Origin of the sequence: Pseudomonas sp. Z4-7 (assembly GCF_051131965.1) — a bacterium.
Lineage (GTDB): Bacteria > Pseudomonadota > Gammaproteobacteria > Pseudomonadales > Pseudomonadaceae > Aquipseudomonas.
In genome coordinates, this window is the sequence record NZ_CP071642.1 from 5,893,778 (window position 1) to 5,909,903 (window position 16,126).

Genomic DNA, 16,126 nt, shown 5'->3' on the forward strand with positions numbered 1-16,126 from the left:
CGGAGTCTACCAGCTTCGCTCGCAACTGGCGCGAGTAGCACGATGTCCTCTGATCTGTGGAGCTTTTCGATCAACCTTTATGCCAGGCCTGGCGTGGAAGCGGCGTGCCTGGCGTTGCAGGCAGAAGGCGCGAACGTCTGCCTGGTGCTTTGCGGGCTGTGGCTGGAACAACGCGGGGTAACCTGTGATGAGCAGAGGTTGCAGCAGCTTCGGCACGTGGCCGGCCCCTGGGACGCAGCCGTCGTCCAGCCATTGCGGACGTTGCGCACACAATGGAAAGACCTCGCCCGCCAGGACGCCGGGCTGGGTAGCCTGCGCGAACAGATCAAGAAACTGGAGCTGGAAGCCGAACGACAATTGCTGGAGCGGCTGGAAGCCACGGCAGGGGACTGGCCCAAGGGCCAGGATGAAGCGACAGCGCAGTGGTTGCAGAGGCTGGTGGCGAATGCCGGCCAAACCAACCGCGACGCGCTGCATCGGCTGCGCGTCGCGGCAGTCACCCCTTAGGAAGCGCGGGGCGGAGTGGTGCTCGGCGCGGTGGTTACGCTTGGGTTCACCGCTGGCGCCGGCGTGCTGGTCGTTGGCGCAGGCGTCACTGCGGCCGCTGGTGCTGGCGCGGCAGGTTTGGCAACCGGAGCCGTCACCGGTTTTGCAGCAGCAGGCTTTTTCACGGCAGGCTTCGCAGCGGGTTTGGCTGCAGGTTTTGCAGCGGCCGGCTTGGCCGTTGTCGGCTTGGCGGCTGGTTTGGCTGCTGCGGGTTTTGCCACGGCCTTTACAGGTGCTTTGACGGGAGCCTTGGCAGCAGCAACCGGCTTGGCCGCCGATTTGACAGCAGGCTTGGCGGCAGCGGGTTTGGCAGCGGCAGGCTTGGCGGCCGGCTTCGCGGCAGCAGGTTTGGCCGCCGCTTTCGCAGCAGGCTTGGCAGCGGCGGTCTTCGTCGCAGCGGGTTTGGCAGCAGCGGTTTTAGCGGCAGGCTTGGCGGCAACTTTTGCGGCAGGCTTGGCGGCAACAGGCTTGGCAGCAGGAGCTTTGACGGCAGGCTTGGCAGCTGCTTTCACGGCCGGTTTTTTCGCCGCAGGTTTCGCAGCGCTGGCAGCGACTGGTTTCACGGCAGGTTTGGCAGCCGGCTTGCCGGCAACTTTGGCGACTGGCTTGACGGGCGCCTTGGCCGCAGTTTTTGCCGCGACAGGTTTAGCCGCTGGCTTCTTGGCCGATACAGCGGCAGGCTTGGCCGCGCGAAGGCTCAGCGCCTTGCTGGCGGCTTCCTGAACGCGACCGACACCTTGGGCCAGCTTCAGGCTTTCCTGGGCATCACGCTTGAGTTGCAGGATGTAGGCGCGGGTTTCGGATTGACGATCCTTCAAGGCATCGAGCAGGTCTTCGAGTTCCTTCACGGCATCCTTGGCCTTGGTTTGTGCCTTGGCCTTGCCGGCGGTTGCCGCGTCTTGCAGCTTGGTTCGCGACTTGTGCAGTTTTTCCTGCGCCTTGCCACGTTGTTTTTCCAGCTTGGCGAGCAGTTTTTCAGCATCAGCCAGAGCTTGGGAGCAGGCATTTTCCAGATGCTCGAGCAAGCTGCCCGACAATTGTTGGAGCAAGTGCAACGGAGTGTTTACAGGCTTCTTGGTGGCCGACATGGTTTACCTCCTGACTGACGTGAGTGCGGCTCATACTAGACCTCTGCTGCAACCGCCGCTAGGGCATGTTGACACTACACAAGGCGTTGCGTTGCACGAGGCAAAAAATAGTCTGCAGCACTGCCAGGACAAATCGCTTTGAGCGTTATCGACACTGGCATAATCCCTCGAATCGAGGGCGGAGAACGTACACATGTCGCGTCACCTTTTTTTATTTCTTTGCATGGTTTGCTCCCTGGCTCAGGCCGCTGAAAAGTCCGACGCCAACGACGGTCGAGACCTGGCCTACAGCCTCGGCGCCAGCCTGGGCGAGCGCCTGCGTCAGGACGTGCCGGACCTGCAGATCCAGGCCCTGGTCGAAGGCCTGCAGCAGGCCTATCTGGGTAAACCGTTGGCCCTGGCAGATGAGCGCATTGAACGGATCCTGGCCGAACATCAGGCGCAACTCCTGGCGCAGTCGTCCACGCCGCAAACGCAAATGGCGCTGAAGAGCGAGCGGAAATTTCTCGATGAGGAAAAAGGCCGGCCGGGCGTCCAGCAATTGTCGGACGGCATCCTGCTGACCGAACTCAAGCCGGGCAGCGGCGCGAAGGCCGGCCCCCACGGCAAGGTCCAGGTGCGGTATGTCGGTCAATTGCCGGACGGCACCGTTTTCGATTCCAACTCTCAGGCGCAGTGGTTCAATCTTGACAGCGTGATTGATGGTTGGCGCAGCGCACTGCCGCAGATGCCGGTGGGCGCGAAGTGGCGATTGGTGATTCCTTCGGCCCTGGCCTATGGCGCCGAAGGTGCCGGGGACGTGATTCCACCCTTCACGCCGCTGGTGTTCGAAATTGAATTGCTGGGCGCAACGACCTGAAGCCGTTAAACGAAAAACGGCGCGCAAAGCGCACCGTTTCCTGTCACCGCCAAGCCCTCAAGCCTGGGCGGTAGCCTCTTCCTTGTGGGCGTTGTGCAGCACCTCGATCAGGCAATCCTCCAGCTCGAAACGCTCATGCAACAAACCGCCCAGTTCCTTGAATTTTTCCGCTACGCATTTGCCTTCATCACAGAGGTCATTGAAGGCCAACAGCTTCTCGGTGATGACATCGATGCGCGGATAAATCGTATCGGCCAGTTCCAGGCCGCGTTTGTCATTGAAGGCCTTGGCCTCGCCCGTCAGTTGCTCGTAGATCTCGAAATGACCGGCCGACACATAGTCCACCAGCACACCGCAAAATTCCTGCAAAGGCTTGCGACTTTCACTCAGTGCTTCAGGCTTGTCGCCAAGAGCATCATAGGCTCGAACCAGTTCATGACGCTCCTGCAACCAGCGGTCGATCAGCAGATGCACCCCACCCCAGCGTTCCTGAGCATTCTGACAACTTTCGAGCATGGTGATTTCTTCCCTTCTGAGTCACACCCCCCGCAGTCTGGAGCACACCTGGATGACCAGGAACGAGCCAGACACAACCAGATCGAGTGGCATGATTCCAATGATACGTGCCGGCCAGATTATGCCCGCACGACAACTGCTTCAAGGTACGCAGGCTATAAAGTTCATACAAGTGTTTGATCCAGCCTTCGGACCAACTGCGACGTCTCGTCGCCGAGCGGTGGCACCAGGGCATTCCAGGCCAGGCGCAGCAGCAGATAAGTCATCGAGATGAAGAGCGCGATAAAAAACAGCAGGCTCCATTCAGGGATGCTCAGACGAAACAGCGTCCAGGAGACGCTCGTGCAATCGATCGCTCCGTCAAGCGCGCGATGCATGGCGTGCCACCACAAATCGGCGCCCCTGAGCTTGGCGAGGCAGTCGGGCAACAGCTCGATCGAATCGCTCTGCGCAAGGACGTGATACCACGCCAGCGCCAGCCCTCCCGAGACGAAGGCCACGCCCACCGCCGCATACACAACGCTAGCTCTCAGAGCCGGGCCATGCACGCAAGCGGCAAGACAGGTCATCAGGAACAGCGTCAGGCATAACCGCTGCAAAATGCACAGGCTGCACGGGGTCAGACCGACCGCATATTCCAGGTAAAACGTGATCCCCAAAACCAGAGCCGCGGCGATGGAAGCCAGGAGAAACAGAGAGCGAGAGCTGGCCAAAGACATGGCGGTTCCGTAACAGAAAAGACAAGCGGTTACGGTAGAGGAAAGCCCTCGGACCTTTCAAGACGAGGCGTTGCGGAGACTTCGTCAAAGATGTAAGGAATACCCGACAAGCACCACGAGACTTGGCGCAGCAGGCTGTAGGATTTTACTGAAGAGAGCTTCAGCGGCCGCATAACGGACCCAATTCACCTTCGACGGGATGGAAATGCGGCAAGGAAGCTAAGCTTCCTCGCCACGATGATTCATTAGTAATTCAAGTGCTCGGAACCGGCAAGGGTGCCGCCAGCAAGCGCTCGTCCAGCAGTCCCAGCCCCTCTTGGAATAACTGGTTGCTGCGCTCCGCATCGCCCAGTTGCGCCAGCAAGCGGGCCAGTTCGGCACAAGCCTCAGGGTTGCGCTGGATGCGCAGGCTGCTTTCGAGATAATCCCGCGCCTTGCCCCACAAGCTGTTTTGCAAGCACAGACGCCCCAGCGTCAGGAGCAGGCTCGGGTCATTCGGATGCTCCTTGAGCCAGCCCTCGGCCGCTTGCAACTGGCGGCTCGGGTCAGCGCCGCGAACCAGTCCGTACAAACGCGCCAGGTGGCTGTCGTAGTGACGCTTGAGCGCAACCCGCAATACCTCCTCAGCCTGCGCCTGGGCGCCCAGCTGACGAAGTTGCTCGGCATAGGCGAGCACCATTGCCGGTTCCTGGCGTTGGGCTGAGGTGAGCTGTTGCCAGGCCCGATCGAGCGATTGCAAGCCGACGCTTCCGTCAGCTTCGCGATGGGCAGCCAAGGTGAGGTTTTCACCCCAGGCCCGCCGTTCCAGCTCAGCCAGTTCGGCGGGCGGCAGGACCTTGTCCTTGCGCAGCTCCGGCAACAGCCGGATCACCGCCGACCAGTCACCGCGCTGCTGGTGCAAGCGCTGCAACTGACGCAGGGTCTGGGCATTGTGAGGATGGCGTTCATGCATGGCTTGCAGCGTGCTCAACGCACCGTCGGTGTCACCCCGGTCCGTCTGCAACTGGGCGTGAGTCAGCGCGATGGCCAGCTCGGCCTGGGGCTGCCGCTCCAGGGCGCGCTCAAGCAGACTGTCGCTTTGCTCATAGAGGCCTTGTTCATTGGCCGCGCAGGCGGCGCCGAGGTAATACAACAAGGGCTGGCGCTCGGCTTCGGCGGCGCGGTGAAGATGCCGCTGGGCGCTGGCCCAACGGCCTTCGGCCAGGTCCAGCTGGCCATGTTCGATTGCAACTTGTACGCGACGACTGCGGTTGCGTCGCGACCACGGGTTGACCACGCCAGTGGACGTGGTTACCAGCCCGACCAGAGCAAACACTGCGCGCCACAACAGCCAGATCACCGCGATCAGTGCGAGGGTGACCCACAGGCCGGCTTCGTAGCGGAAGCTCTTGTACGCCACCAGCACGTAACCCGAATGCTCGGAAATCGCCACGCCCAGCAAGGCTGCGGCCGCGATGACCACGAACAGAATCACGTAGAGACGCTTCATGGCGCGGTCTCCTGCCCGCCCGCCTTGGGCAGCGGCTTGACCGAGTCTTCAGCATTCAGGTTGCGGCGCTCGAGGTAGGCCTGGACGGCGCTCAGGGTGCCGGTCAGGTCCGGCGTGACCACTGTCACCGGCAACTTGCTCAACTCGCCAACCCGCTCGAGCATGATCTTGCTTTGCGGGTTGTCCTGGTTGAAGTTGTTCCTGAGCACGTCACGCGCCTCGGCCAGCGCCTGGGTGTACACCGCCGCCTGACCATTGAGCGCGGCCCATTGCGCCTGCTCCAGCGCCAGGCTCAAGGCCAGGCGCACCTGGACCAGGCTCTGTCCGGCCAGGAGTGGACGGACGTTTTCATCGGCATTGAAATCGATGCGGATATAACGCGAGATTCGGTCCCACCACTGCGCCCAGCGACTGGCACCATCGCCGTCGCTCGTCAGCCCCAGCAGCGACTCGCCACGGTCCTTGTATTCGGGCGCAAGCTCGGTCAGTTGCAGCACCTGGTCACGCAAGGCACCCAGTTGCAGGAACAGCCCGGTGCGATCCGGCTGCTCGGTGCTGCGCAGCGCAGCGAGGGTCTTGGCCAATTGTTCGCGGGCAGCGAACGAGCCCGGGTCGTTCTGCTCGCGCAGGATTTCATCGGCGCCCTGTACCAGCGCCTGGGCACTGCTGATGTCCTGCAGGGCGGAAAGACGCAGGCTGGCCAGGCGCAACAAATGCTCGGCTTCGGCCAGGCGCCAATCCTTGCGGCTGGCACCCAACACGGTTTCCAGGCGCTGGTTGAGACGCTGCTGGTCGCCTTGCAACTGGGCAACCTGACGGCGGCGCTCCTCCAGTTCTTCGGCCGGAGGCAATTGCTCCAGGCGCGCGCTCAGGCGTTGCTCATTGAGCTTGAGGCCCTGGGCCTGGTCATTGAGCGACTGGACCTGCGCGGATTGCTGTTGGGTGTTGGCTTGCAGATGACGCACTTGCCATACACCCCAGCCACCCACGGCGACGCCGGCAGCCCCCAACAACAATGCGACAATCGCCAGCCCGTTGCCGCGACGCGGTGCTATCGGCGACGCCGTTTCAAGCGGCGCATCGAGCGCTGGCTGGTCCTGATCTTTTGGCAAGGCTGTTTCGCTCACGTATCCATCCTTTGCATTGGAAAACGGCACGGATTGTTCCCGTAATGCCGCCAGCAAAGCCGCGGCGCTGGCGCCACGGCAATCAATAACTGTCCGGGCCCCGGCGGCACGCGCCATGTCGGCGACCCTGGGGCTTGGAACGAACAACGGCAGCCGCGCCAGGGCGGGCCACGCTTCACCGGCGAGCCGGCGCAGATGCTCGAAGCTCTGCCCACTGCTGACCACCAGCGCGTTCAAGCGTTCCGCTTCGACCCTGGCCGGCAGTTCGCCCTCGGCGTATTGCGGCAGGCCGCGCCGGTACAGCTCAAGATAGTCGACACTAGCACCTTGCTCGCGCAAACGCTCTGCCAGCAAGCCGCGCCCACCCTCACCGCGGACGATCAAGACACGGGGATCGGGCCGGTCGATAGCCTGGCGCAACGGCCCGAGCTCAAGCAAGGCTTCGCTGTCGTCGCCGTTATCGGGATAAAACACGCTGAGGCCGGCATCGGCAAGAATCTGTCCGGTTGCGGCGCCCACGCTGAACCATGGCAAGACCGGAGGTTGCGGCCAATACTGACGCAGCAGCTCCACGCACAAGCGCGCGGCGGGCTTGCTGACCACGATCACGGCGCAATACTGATTCAATTCGCGGAGGATCGCCTGCCCGGATTCGGTCACCGGGACCGGCTCGATATCCAGCAGCGGCAGGCTGCTGCTGTAGATTCCCGCATCCGCCAGCACAGCCGCCAGGGCCGCCGATTCGTCCGTCGGCCGGGTCAGCAGCAGCCGCCAGCCCGTCACGCGTGGCCGGCCTCGCCGTAGACTTTCTTGAGGATGTCATCGGCGCCCTGGCTCAGCAGGTCTTCGGCCACCCGCACGCCCAGCGCCTCGGCATCGCGGCGCGGTGCTCGGGCCTGGGCGCTGAGCAGTTGGCCGCCGCCGGGATCGCCCACCAGGCCACGCAGCCAGACCTGCTCGCCTTCGAGCACGGCGTAGCAGGCAATCGGCACCTGGCATCCGCCGTTCAGATGCTTGTTCAGGGCGCGTTCGGCGAAGACCCGCGTGGCGGTGTCGTCGTGGTGCAGCGGCGCCAGCAGCGCATGGATTTCGCTGTCGGCGCTACGGCATTCGATGCCCACCGCGCCTTGCCCACCGGCCGGCAGACTGTCATCAACGCTGATGGCCGAGGTGATGCGATCTTCAAACCCGAGCCGGATCAGGCCGGCGGCGGCGAGGATGATCGCGTCGTATTCGCCAGCATCGAGCTTGGCCAGGCGCGTGTTGACGTTGCCGCGCAGGAAGCGGATCTGCAGGTCCGGACGCCGCGCCAGCAACTGCGCCTGGCGACGCAGGCTGGAAGTGCCGACCACACTTCCCGGGGGCAATGCTTCAAGACTGGAAAAGCTGTTGGAGACAAACGCATCACGCGGGTCTTCCCGCTCGCAGATGCAAAAAAGGCCCAGGCCTTCGGGGAAGTCCATGGGCACATCTTTCATCGAATGCACGGCGATGTCGGCTTCGTTGTCCAGCAGAGCGGTTTCCAGCTCCTTGACGAACAGGCCCTTGCCACCAATCTTGGACAGTGGCGAATCGAGCAGTTTGTCACCGCGACTGACCATCGGCACCAGCGATACGATCAGGCCAGGGTGGGCCGCTTCCAGGCAGGTTTTGACGTACTCGGCCTGCCAGAGAGCCAAGGCGCTTTTACGGGTGGCGATGCGGATCTCGCGAGGGGACATGGATCAATCCGTACTTAAAAGATACGGCAGATAATAACAGCTCAGCCAAATCCGCTTTGACTTGAATCACGACGCGAAGGCCTCCCTGGCCGCCAATCCTGGAGATGGAACGCTGCGGGACGCCACGCTAAAGCTGTTGCATCATCTTGCGCACGCCCGCCACATGCCGCCGGCTGACGATCAGCGCGTCGCCATTGAGCCCCTTGAGGTAAAGCTGGAAGTGCCCGAGGGGGGTGCGTTGCAAACGCTCGATACGCTCGCGAGCCACCAAGGCGTTGCGGTGGATGCGTACGAACCGTTCGCCGAACTCGTCCTCCAGCGCCTTGAGCGGCTCGTCCAGCAGCACTTCTCCGCTTTCGTGGCGCAAGGTCACGTATTTGTGGTCGGCAATGAAGTAGACCACCTGGTTCAACGGAATCAGCTCGATACCTTTTCGGGTCCGTGCGCTGATATGGCTGCGCGGGCCGCTGCCGCTCTCGGCGGCCGGGCGGGTAAGCGCCGCCAGTTGCACGCGGTTCGGTCGCTCAGCCTTGCGCAACGCTTCTTCCAGCGCCTCGACGGAGACCGGCTTGATCAGATAGCCCACAGCACCGGCCTGCAACACCTCCGGAGGAAAATCGTCCCGGGTGGTACAGAACACCACCGCGGGAGGCGACTCGCGCTCGCACAGCTTGGCCGCGACCTGCAGCCCGTCCAGGCCAGGCATGCGAATGTCGAGCAGCACGATATCCGGCTTGTGGCTGTCGATAAGGGCCAACGCCTCTTCGCCATTGGTGGCGCTCGGCTCCAGGACACTGTAACCCTCGAGTTCGCCAAGCATTCGGCTCAGGCGCTCGCGGACCAGTGGTTCGTCGTCAACGATCAGGACATTCATATTGCGCTGGATTCCTGCGTGAGTCTCGCACAAGGATAGCGTAGACAGGGGAAGTGACATCCGTCACCGCGATCCACGCTAAGACTCGTCCGAGGGCCAAAAAGTGCCGCGAGGTGGTTGCCTATCTTTACCAGCGCTTGCCTACCGGAGCTCGAGGCCTGTTGTCGCACAACGTCGCCACAGGGACTGTTAACACTCGATCTGATCAATATGAGCACCCCCCATTTTTTTGGTGCGTCCGATGCGTCCAAGATGAAAAAGCAAAGCCCTACGTCCACTGTAGACGGTTGCCACGACGATATTGCTCAATCGAAAAATATCGTTGTGCAAAAACCCGGCAAATGCGTGGCTTTTCCGGGTAAAAAACCTGCCGACCATTGCCAGCGCCAGCCCCGGCAACCCTGCTATCATCCGCCGCAGCCTTAACCGCTACTTTTTCTTCAGCCGATCACGAGCGAATTCATGAGCACTGACAAGACCAATCAGTCCTGGGGCGGCCGCTTCAGTGAACCCGTCGACGCCTTCGTCGCCCGCTTCACCGCCTCCGTCAACTTTGACCAGCGCCTGTATCGCCACGACATCATGGGCTCGATCGCCCACGCCACCATGCTGGCCAAGGTCGGCGTGCTGACCGATGCCGAGCGCGACAGCATCATCGATGGCCTGAAGACCATCCAGGGCGAGATCGAGGCCGGCCAGTTCGACTGGCGCGTGGACCTTGAAGACGTGCACATGAACATCGAAGCGCGCCTGACCGACCGCATCGGCGTGACCGGCAAGAAGCTGCACACCGGTCGCAGCCGTAACGACCAGGTCGCCACTGACATCCGCTTATGGCTGCGTGATGAAATCGACCTGATCCTGGCTGAAATCACCCGCCTGCAAAAAGGCCTGCTGGAACAGGCCGAGCGCGAGGCGGAGAGCATCATGCCGGGCTTCACGCACTTGCAAACCGCGCAACCTGTAACGTTTGGGCATCACATGCTCGCCTGGTTCGAGATGCTCAGCCGCGACTACGAGCGCCTGGTCGACTGCCGCAAACGCACCAATCGCATGCCCCTGGGCAGCGCCGCGCTCGCCGGCACGACCTATCCGATCGACCGTGAATACACCGCGCAACTGCTGGGCTTCGATGCGGTGGGCGGCAACTCGCTGGATAACGTTTCGGACCGCGACTTCGCCATCGAATTCTGCTCCGCCGCGAGCATCGCGATGATGCACCTGTCGCGCTTCTCCGAAGAGCTGGTGCTGTGGACCAGCGCGCAATTCCAGTTCATCGATCTGCCCGACCGCTTCTGCACCGGCAGCTCGATCATGCCGCAAAAGAAAAACCCCGACGTGCCGGAGCTGGTACGGGGCAAGAGCGGCCGGGTATTCGGCGCGCTGATGGGCCTGCTGACCCTGATGAAAGGCCAGCCACTGGCCTACAACAAGGACAACCAGGAAGACAAGGAGCCGCTGTTCGACGCCGCCGATACCTTGCGCGATTCGCTGCGAGCGTTCGCCGACATGATCCCGGCCATTAAGCCCAAGCATGCGGTTATGCGCGAAGCGGCCCTGCGCGGCTTCTCCACCGCCACCGACCTGGCCGATTACCTGGTCCGCCGTGGCCTGCCGTTCCGTGACTGCCATGAGATTGTCGGCCATGCCGTGAAGTACGGCGTCGACAACGGCAAGGACCTGGCGGAAATGAGCCTGGAAGAACTGCGCCAGTTCAGCGACCAGATCGAGCAGGACGTGTTCGCGGTGCTGACCCTGGAAGGCTCGGTCAATGCCCGTGATCATGTTGGCGGTACGGCGCCGGCGCAGGTAAAAGCAGCGGTCGTTCGTGGCCAGGCGCTACTCGCCAGCCGATAAGCCAAAAGCCAAAAGCCAAAACTTCGCGAGCAAGCTCGCTCCCACACTGGTTCCCCATGTTCACAAGACTTTGTGTTCACTGAAGATCCGTTGTGGGAGCGAGCCTGCTCGCGAAGGCGTCCTCAAGGCGCCAGAACCTTATTTCCTGGCAGCAATCTTCGCCAGGAACGCCGGCATTTCCGCCTCTCGATCCACCGCAATCCGCTGCACGTGCGGATTCTGCCCGAGCAGCTCCATCAAGGCCCTGGCCTTCGGCATCTCTGCCAGCAAGTCGATATCGAAAACCTTCTTGCCCACCGGCAGGGCCAGCGAAAGGCTGTAGTAGAAATACAGGTCGGCAATGCTCAGGCTGTCACCCGCCACATAAGGCGAGAATTTTCCGTGCCGGCCAAGCGAGGCAAACCCGAGCAATAACTCGCCCTTGGCCTTGTCCTTGATCGCCTCGGGCACCGCCATGCCAAAAAACGCTTCGGGATAGCAGGCACGTCCCGGCAGCTCGATGTACAACTCGATTTCCCGGCACAAGGCCAGCACCTGGGCGCGCTCGAACGGGTCGTTGGGCAGCAGGGCCTTGCCCGGCTGGGTTTGCTCGATATATTCCAGAATGACGCTGGTCTCGTTGATAAAGCCCTGCTCGGTCTTCAATACCGGCACCTTGCCGCGCGGGCTGATAGCCAGGGCTTCCGGGGTCTGGGCGCCAAAGAACTGGACCTCTTCGAAGGGCAGCCCCTTCTCCAACAGCGCCAGCTTGACCATGTTGTAATAATTGCTGACAGAAAAACCATAAAGCTTGAGCATTCCATAGCCTCCAGGCCGTGCGGGGTTGGCAGCCTTGGGTTATAGACCGGCGGGACATTTCGCGCCAGGCGCATCACGCTGCTGAATGCAGGTAAACTGGCGGCCTTTTCTACAGGAGGCTGCCATGAGCGAGCCAAGCGATATCGAACATGACGAAGAAGAATTCGTCGAATCCACGCTGATCCAGGCCATCGAGAACCAGATCGAAAGCGACAACCCGCCAGCGGCCAAGGCCACCTTCAACAAGTTGACCCTGGTCGGTTATGAGCATGACGACATACTCAACCTGATGGCCCACGTGCTGGCGGTTGAAATCGACGCGATCCTGGAAGAAGACCGCCCGTTCAATACCGAGTGGTACGAAGCCGCCTTACGCGCCTTGCCTGAGCTGCCGCCGGAAAAGAAATGACCCGACGGGCAACGCCGCTCTTGTGGTGAGGGAGCTTGCTCCCGCTCGGCCGTCCGACGCTTCGGGCGCAGCAGTCGCAAATTTTCGGGGTCGCTTCGCAACCCAGCGGGAGCAAGCTCCCTCGCCACAAAAAAATCGCTTTAAACAAAAAAGCACCACACTGACACTGGACAGCTCGGCCGAGTGCGCTCACCTTAGTGACGCTGTCGACCAAATTCCTAGAAAGTCTGGAGTCCTTATGTCGCTTACCCCTGAGCTGGTTGCCGAACTGGAAATCCTTGCACTCTTTAACCTGGACAGTTCCCAGGAAGGCCTGAAAATTCATCAGACCGCTGCCCCGAAAGCCATCGCCGCTGCCAAGCGCCTGTTTGAAAAAGATCTGATAGACCAACCCGATGGCGGTTATCTGACCAGCCTGGGGCGTGATGCCGCGCAAAATGTGCAAACTGTCCTGACGATACTCCGCGCCGAAGAAACCGCCTGATCTCCTCCCGCCCACGGAAATCCCTTTGCCTCGGGGTTTCCGCAGGCGCACGGCTTCTTTCGCAAAAATCCTGACGTCAAAATCATTTTCAGCTCAAGAATTCCACGATTCCGGCGTTAACCTGCCATCACTTGTGCTTCCCCACGTGCGACGCCGCGAGCCGGTTTGAGCTGACATGACCCGCAATCACGAAATACGCCCCGATCTGGACCAGGGAATCGACCGCAAGGTCCTTAGCCAGTTACGCGCGCGTTTCCTCAAGCTCAATACCGGCCGCATGGAGCGCGCCCTCGAAGGGTTATCGACCCGCCAGCAGGGCGTATTGACGCTGCTTCCGCTGTTCTTTCACGTCAACCATCCACTGCTGCCTGGCTATGTCTCCGGCAGCACGCCCGCCGGGTTGTCGAATTACGAGCCCGACGCCAATGTCCTCGCCGAGGCCCAGCGGCTGACCCGCTCGTTTTCGTATAAGCCGCGCCATGGCAGCCACCCTCCGCGGCCAATCCTCGGCCTGTTCCTGATGGGCAGCCTCGGCACACTCGCCCAGGCCGACCAGAGCGACATGGACGTATGGGTGTGCCACGGCCCGGACTTGAGCGACGATGAACTTGCCGAGCTACGCAAGAAATGCCAGCTGCTGGAAATCTGGGCCGCCACCCAAGGCGCCGAGGCTCACTTTTTCCTCATCGACCCGGCGCGATTCGTCCGCGGCGAACGGGACAACCAGCTCAGCTCCGATGACTGCGGCACCACCCAGCATTATCTGTTGCTGGACGAGTTCTACCGCACCGCCATCTGGCTGGCCGGGCGCACGCCGATCTGGTGGCTGGTGCCGGTCTATGAAGAAGAGAATTATCAGCAATACACCCACACGCTGATTTCCAAGCGCTTCATCCGTGCCGACGAAACCCTGGACCTGGGGCATCTGGCCTACATCCCGCCGGGCGAATTCATCGGCGCCGGGCTCTGGCAGTTGTTCAAGGGCATCGAGTCACCCTACAAATCCGTGCTCAAGCTTTTGCTGACCGAGGTCTACGCCAGCGAACACCCGGACGTGCGCTGCCTGAGCCTGCGCTTCAAGCAGGCGGTGTTCGCCAATCGCCTGGACCTGGACGAGCTGGACCCGTACATGGTGGTTTACCGCCGTCTCGAGGAATACCTCAACGCCCGTGGCGAACCGGAACGCCTGGAGCTGATCCGCCGCGCGCTGTACCTGAAGGTCAATCGCAAGCTCACTGGCCACGCCCGCAGTAGCGGCTGGCAACGCAACCTGCTTGAACGCCTGGCGCGGGACTGGGGTTGGGATCAACGCCAACTCGCGTTGCTCGACAGCCGCAGCCAATGGAAGGTCCGTCAGGTCAGCAATGAGCGGCGCGCATTGGTCAACGAGCTGACCTACAGTTATCGTTTCCTGACCCAGTTCGCCCGCACCGAAAAGACCGTCAGCCTGATCAACAAGCGCGACCTCAATGTCCTTGGCCGACGGCTGTATGCGGCCTTCGAGCGCAAGGCCGACAAGGTCGAGTTCATCAATCCCGGGATCGCCCCGGACCTGGCCGAAGACACCCTGACCCTGGTCCAGTCGCCGAACAAGAAAGAGCCGGGGCAGAACCAGTGGGGTTTGTACAACGGCAGCCTGAATGCCTTGGAATGGGAGAATTTCGCGCCGATCAAGCGCAGCCGCGAATTGCTCGAATTGCTCACCTGGTGCCACCGCAACGGCGTGATCGACAGTAGCACGCGCCTGGCGCTACACCCCGGCGACAGCGACCTGAGCGAGTTCGAGCTGTTCAACTTGCTGGGCAGCCTGCAACAGTCCATCGCCCTGCCCCTGGCCACGGTTGACGAAGAACAGCTGCTGCATGCCAGCGTACCCGGCGAAGTGCTGATCCTGGTGAACGTCGGCGTCGACCCGCTCAAGCATCACCGCGACCTGAACATCCTGATGACCACCGAGCGCACCGACTCCTTGAGCTACGCCGGTGTCCGCGAAAACCTGGTCTTGACCCTCGACCAGGTCACCCTCAACAGCTGGAATGAAGTACTGGTCAACCGGTTCGACGGCGAGCACGCCTTGCTCGATTGCCTGCGCGACTACCTCAACGACTTGCCCCTTACGCAGCGCCAGCCACGCTTGCAGGTGCGCTGTTTCTGCCACAACCGTGCGCAGTTCATCGCGCGACGGGTTGAAGAAGTCATCGAGACCGCCCAGACCTTGCTGCTGAGCAAACTCAACTACCGCTACCTGCTTCAGGTCCAGCAGCATTATCACGTGCTGGAGCTGGTGCCCGGCCAGGTCAACCATGTGGCGTTGAGCAGCCTGCCGGCGTTGATGGACTACCTGGGCGAAGAGTTGACGGCGTACAGCCCGCTGCATCTGGACGCGATGGCCATGGAAGAACACGACGCGGCCCTGATCCTGCCCATGGGCCAGCCCGAGTGCATCCAGGTGTTCTACCGGGTCTACGAGGACGAAGCGGAGCTGTATGTGCTCGATGAATTCAACGCGTTGTGGCAGCAGCGCCTGCCGTATCACGATGACCAAAGCCTGCTGGTGCCGCTGCAGCGCTTCCTGCAGTCGGTGCTGTATCGCCGCGACGCCTTGCTGCCGATGGACGCCACCCAGCCGTTGACCCTGGAAGTCCTTTATTACCAGCTCCTGCCTTCGGGTAACGGGCGGGCCCGGCGGGTCGAATCACGGCAGGCGCCGCAGACGCCGGTCAACAAGCCCTTCTACGACGTACAGGCGATCATCGGCAAAGCGGCGCACGGGCAAGTGCACGTCACCCTCTATTGCGACCAACGGGAATTTTCGGAGCTGGAGCATGGCGACCAGCTGTTTCATGTGGTCGCCAGGGAAATCGTCGGGCAGCGCCGCGACGCCGAACGCTATCGCTGCTATATCACCGACCTGGACCTCTCCGGCCTGGTCGGTGACGGTGCCTGCCCAAGCATTTTGTTCCTGCGCTACAAGGCCGACCTGGAGCGCGCACTGAACGAAGCATTGAATCAGGTCTGACGGGGTTCAGGACGGGAAATCACCGCCATTGGCCGGCTGGGACTCGACTTCCAGCAACGTCAGCTTCAAGGTCTTGCCACCCGGCGCCGGCCAGTCGATGTGCTGCCCCACCTTCAAGCCCAGCAAGGCACTGCCCACCGGAGCCAGGATCGAAATCCGGCCCTCGTCGGCGTTGGCGTCCTTCGGGTAGACCAGCGTCAGATGGTAATCCTTGCCGCTGCTTTCCTCGCGGCAGTGCACGCGCGAATTCATGGTCACGACATCGGCGGGCACTTCATCGTGGCCGACCAGTGTCTCGGCGCGATCCAGTTCGGTTTGCAACGCGATCACACCGGGAAGCGTGTCATCCAGGCTGTCGATCAAGCGCTCCAGACGTTGTACGTCCAAGCGAGTCAGGGTGATGGAAGGTGCGGTCATGATCCAGGCAGACTCCTTTCTTCTGCACGAAAAAAGCAAAACCCCGCCACATAAGACGGGGTTTTCACGCGCCTCGATGAGTTGAGGCGTTGCTGGACACTACCACAGCTCAATAAATATACAACCCGGATGGTTCTTGCCCATCTGGTGGAAGGCTTTTGTGGCGAGGGAGCTTGCTCCCGCTGGGTTGCGAAGCGACCCCA

At 61.7% G+C, this 16,126-nt stretch carries 16 protein-coding genes and 2 pseudogenes; 6 read left to right on the forward strand and 12 right to left on the reverse strand.

From position 1 onward, the window contains the following. Positions 1-42 precede the first annotated feature (42 nt). On the forward strand, positions 43-507 hold the full coding sequence (locus J3P91_RS26575; RefSeq protein WP_434602208.1) for a TIGR02444 family protein: 465 nt from the start codon (positions 43-45) through the stop codon (positions 505-507). Here J3P91_RS26575 and J3P91_RS26580 read toward each other — a convergent pair. Continuing rightward, the gene (locus tag J3P91_RS26580; protein ID WP_434602209.1) at positions 504-1,634 is read right to left on the reverse strand and encodes an AlgP family protein; all 1,131 of its coding nucleotides are present in this window, start codon (positions 1,632-1,634) and stop codon (positions 504-506) included. The two genes, J3P91_RS26575 and J3P91_RS26580, sit on opposite strands and share 4 nt — an antisense overlap. Positions 1,635-1,827: 193 nt before the next feature. Between J3P91_RS26580 and J3P91_RS26585 the strand changes: the two genes are divergently transcribed. Then, entirely contained in the window at positions 1,828-2,493 is a 666-nt protein-coding gene (locus tag J3P91_RS26585) for an FKBP-type peptidyl-prolyl cis-trans isomerase (protein ID WP_434602210.1), read from the forward strand. A 57-nt stretch (positions 2,494-2,550) separates the two neighbouring features. Here J3P91_RS26585 and rsd read toward each other — a convergent pair whose 3' ends face one another. From rsd to J3P91_RS26630, 9 genes and pseudogenes are all read right to left on the reverse strand, one after another. Continuing rightward, a complete protein-coding gene (gene rsd / locus J3P91_RS26590) occupies positions 2,551-3,009 on the reverse strand; it encodes a sigma D regulator (protein ID WP_305497980.1) in 459 nt (152 codons plus the stop codon). A gap of 164 nt (positions 3,010-3,173) precedes the next feature. Continuing rightward, entirely contained in the window at positions 3,174-3,728 is a 555-nt protein-coding gene (locus J3P91_RS26595; protein WP_434602211.1) for a disulfide bond formation protein B, read from the reverse strand. 253 nt (positions 3,729-3,981) lie between these two features. Beyond that, the gene (locus tag J3P91_RS26600; RefSeq protein ID WP_434602212.1) at positions 3,982-5,217 is read right to left on the reverse strand and encodes a heme biosynthesis protein HemY; all 1,236 of its coding nucleotides are present in this window, start codon (positions 5,215-5,217) and stop codon (positions 3,982-3,984) included. Beyond that, positions 5,214-6,344 carry a uroporphyrinogen-III C-methyltransferase gene (locus J3P91_RS26605; protein WP_434605232.1) on the reverse strand — a complete coding sequence of 377 codons (1,131 nt, stop codon included), beginning with the start codon at positions 6,342-6,344 and terminating at the stop codon, positions 5,214-5,216. Before J3P91_RS26605 ends, J3P91_RS26600 begins: the two co-directional genes overlap by 4 nt. 84 nt (positions 6,345-6,428) lie before the next feature. Beyond that, positions 6,429-7,127: pseudogene (locus tag J3P91_RS26610) on the reverse strand (uroporphyrinogen-III synthase); the annotation flags it as partial. Further along, positions 7,124-8,065, reverse strand: a complete 942-nt coding sequence (hemC, locus tag J3P91_RS26615) for a hydroxymethylbilane synthase (protein ID WP_434602213.1) — start codon at positions 8,063-8,065, stop codon at positions 7,124-7,126. The pseudogene J3P91_RS26610 and the gene hemC, both read right to left, overlap by 4 nt. Positions 8,066-8,192: 127 nt before the next feature. After that, on the reverse strand, positions 8,193-8,939 hold the full coding sequence (locus J3P91_RS26620) for a LytR/AlgR family response regulator transcription factor (protein WP_305497976.1): 747 nt from the start codon (positions 8,937-8,939) through the stop codon (positions 8,193-8,195). Beyond that, positions 8,936-9,085, reverse strand: a pseudogene (locus J3P91_RS26625) (sensor histidine kinase); the annotation flags it as partial. The pseudogene J3P91_RS26625 and the gene J3P91_RS26620, both read right to left, overlap by 4 nt. 43 nt (positions 9,086-9,128) lie before the next feature. Next, positions 9,129-9,350 (reverse strand): hypothetical protein, encoded by a 222-nt coding sequence (locus tag J3P91_RS26630; protein ID WP_434602214.1) that lies wholly within the window; start codon positions 9,348-9,350, stop codon positions 9,129-9,131. 51 nt (positions 9,351-9,401) lie between these two features. Between J3P91_RS26630 and argH the strand changes: the two genes are divergently transcribed. Next, positions 9,402-10,796 carry an argininosuccinate lyase gene (gene argH, locus J3P91_RS26635; protein ID WP_434570970.1) on the forward strand — a complete coding sequence of 465 codons (1,395 nt, stop codon included), beginning with the start codon at positions 9,402-9,404 and terminating at the stop codon, positions 10,794-10,796. Positions 10,797-10,934: 138 nt separating this feature from the next. Here argH and J3P91_RS26640 read toward each other — a convergent pair whose 3' ends face one another. Beyond that, positions 10,935-11,594, reverse strand: a complete 660-nt coding sequence (locus tag J3P91_RS26640; protein ID WP_434602215.1) for a glutathione S-transferase family protein — start codon at positions 11,592-11,594, stop codon at positions 10,935-10,937. A 124-nt stretch (positions 11,595-11,718) separates the two neighbouring features. Between J3P91_RS26640 and J3P91_RS26645 the strand changes: the two genes are divergently transcribed. From J3P91_RS26645 to J3P91_RS26655, 3 genes are all read left to right on the forward strand, one after another. After that, the gene (locus J3P91_RS26645; protein WP_434602216.1) at positions 11,719-12,003 is read left to right on the forward strand and encodes a hypothetical protein; all 285 of its coding nucleotides are present in this window, start codon (positions 11,719-11,721) and stop codon (positions 12,001-12,003) included. 238 nt (positions 12,004-12,241) lie between these two features. Continuing rightward, positions 12,242-12,487 carry a TIGR02647 family protein gene (locus J3P91_RS26650; protein WP_150724924.1) on the forward strand — a complete coding sequence of 82 codons (246 nt, stop codon included), beginning with the start codon at positions 12,242-12,244 and terminating at the stop codon, positions 12,485-12,487. Between the two features lie 175 nt (positions 12,488-12,662). Then, positions 12,663-15,506 (forward strand): class I adenylate cyclase, encoded by a 2,844-nt coding sequence (locus tag J3P91_RS26655; protein WP_434602217.1) that lies wholly within the window; start codon positions 12,663-12,665, stop codon positions 15,504-15,506. A gap of 6 nt (positions 15,507-15,512) precedes the next feature. Here J3P91_RS26655 and rnk read toward each other — a convergent pair whose 3' ends face one another. After that, positions 15,513-15,923 (reverse strand): nucleoside diphosphate kinase regulator, encoded by a 411-nt coding sequence (rnk, locus tag J3P91_RS26660; protein ID WP_305497965.1) that lies wholly within the window; start codon positions 15,921-15,923, stop codon positions 15,513-15,515. Between the last annotated feature and the right edge of the window lie 203 nt (positions 15,924-16,126).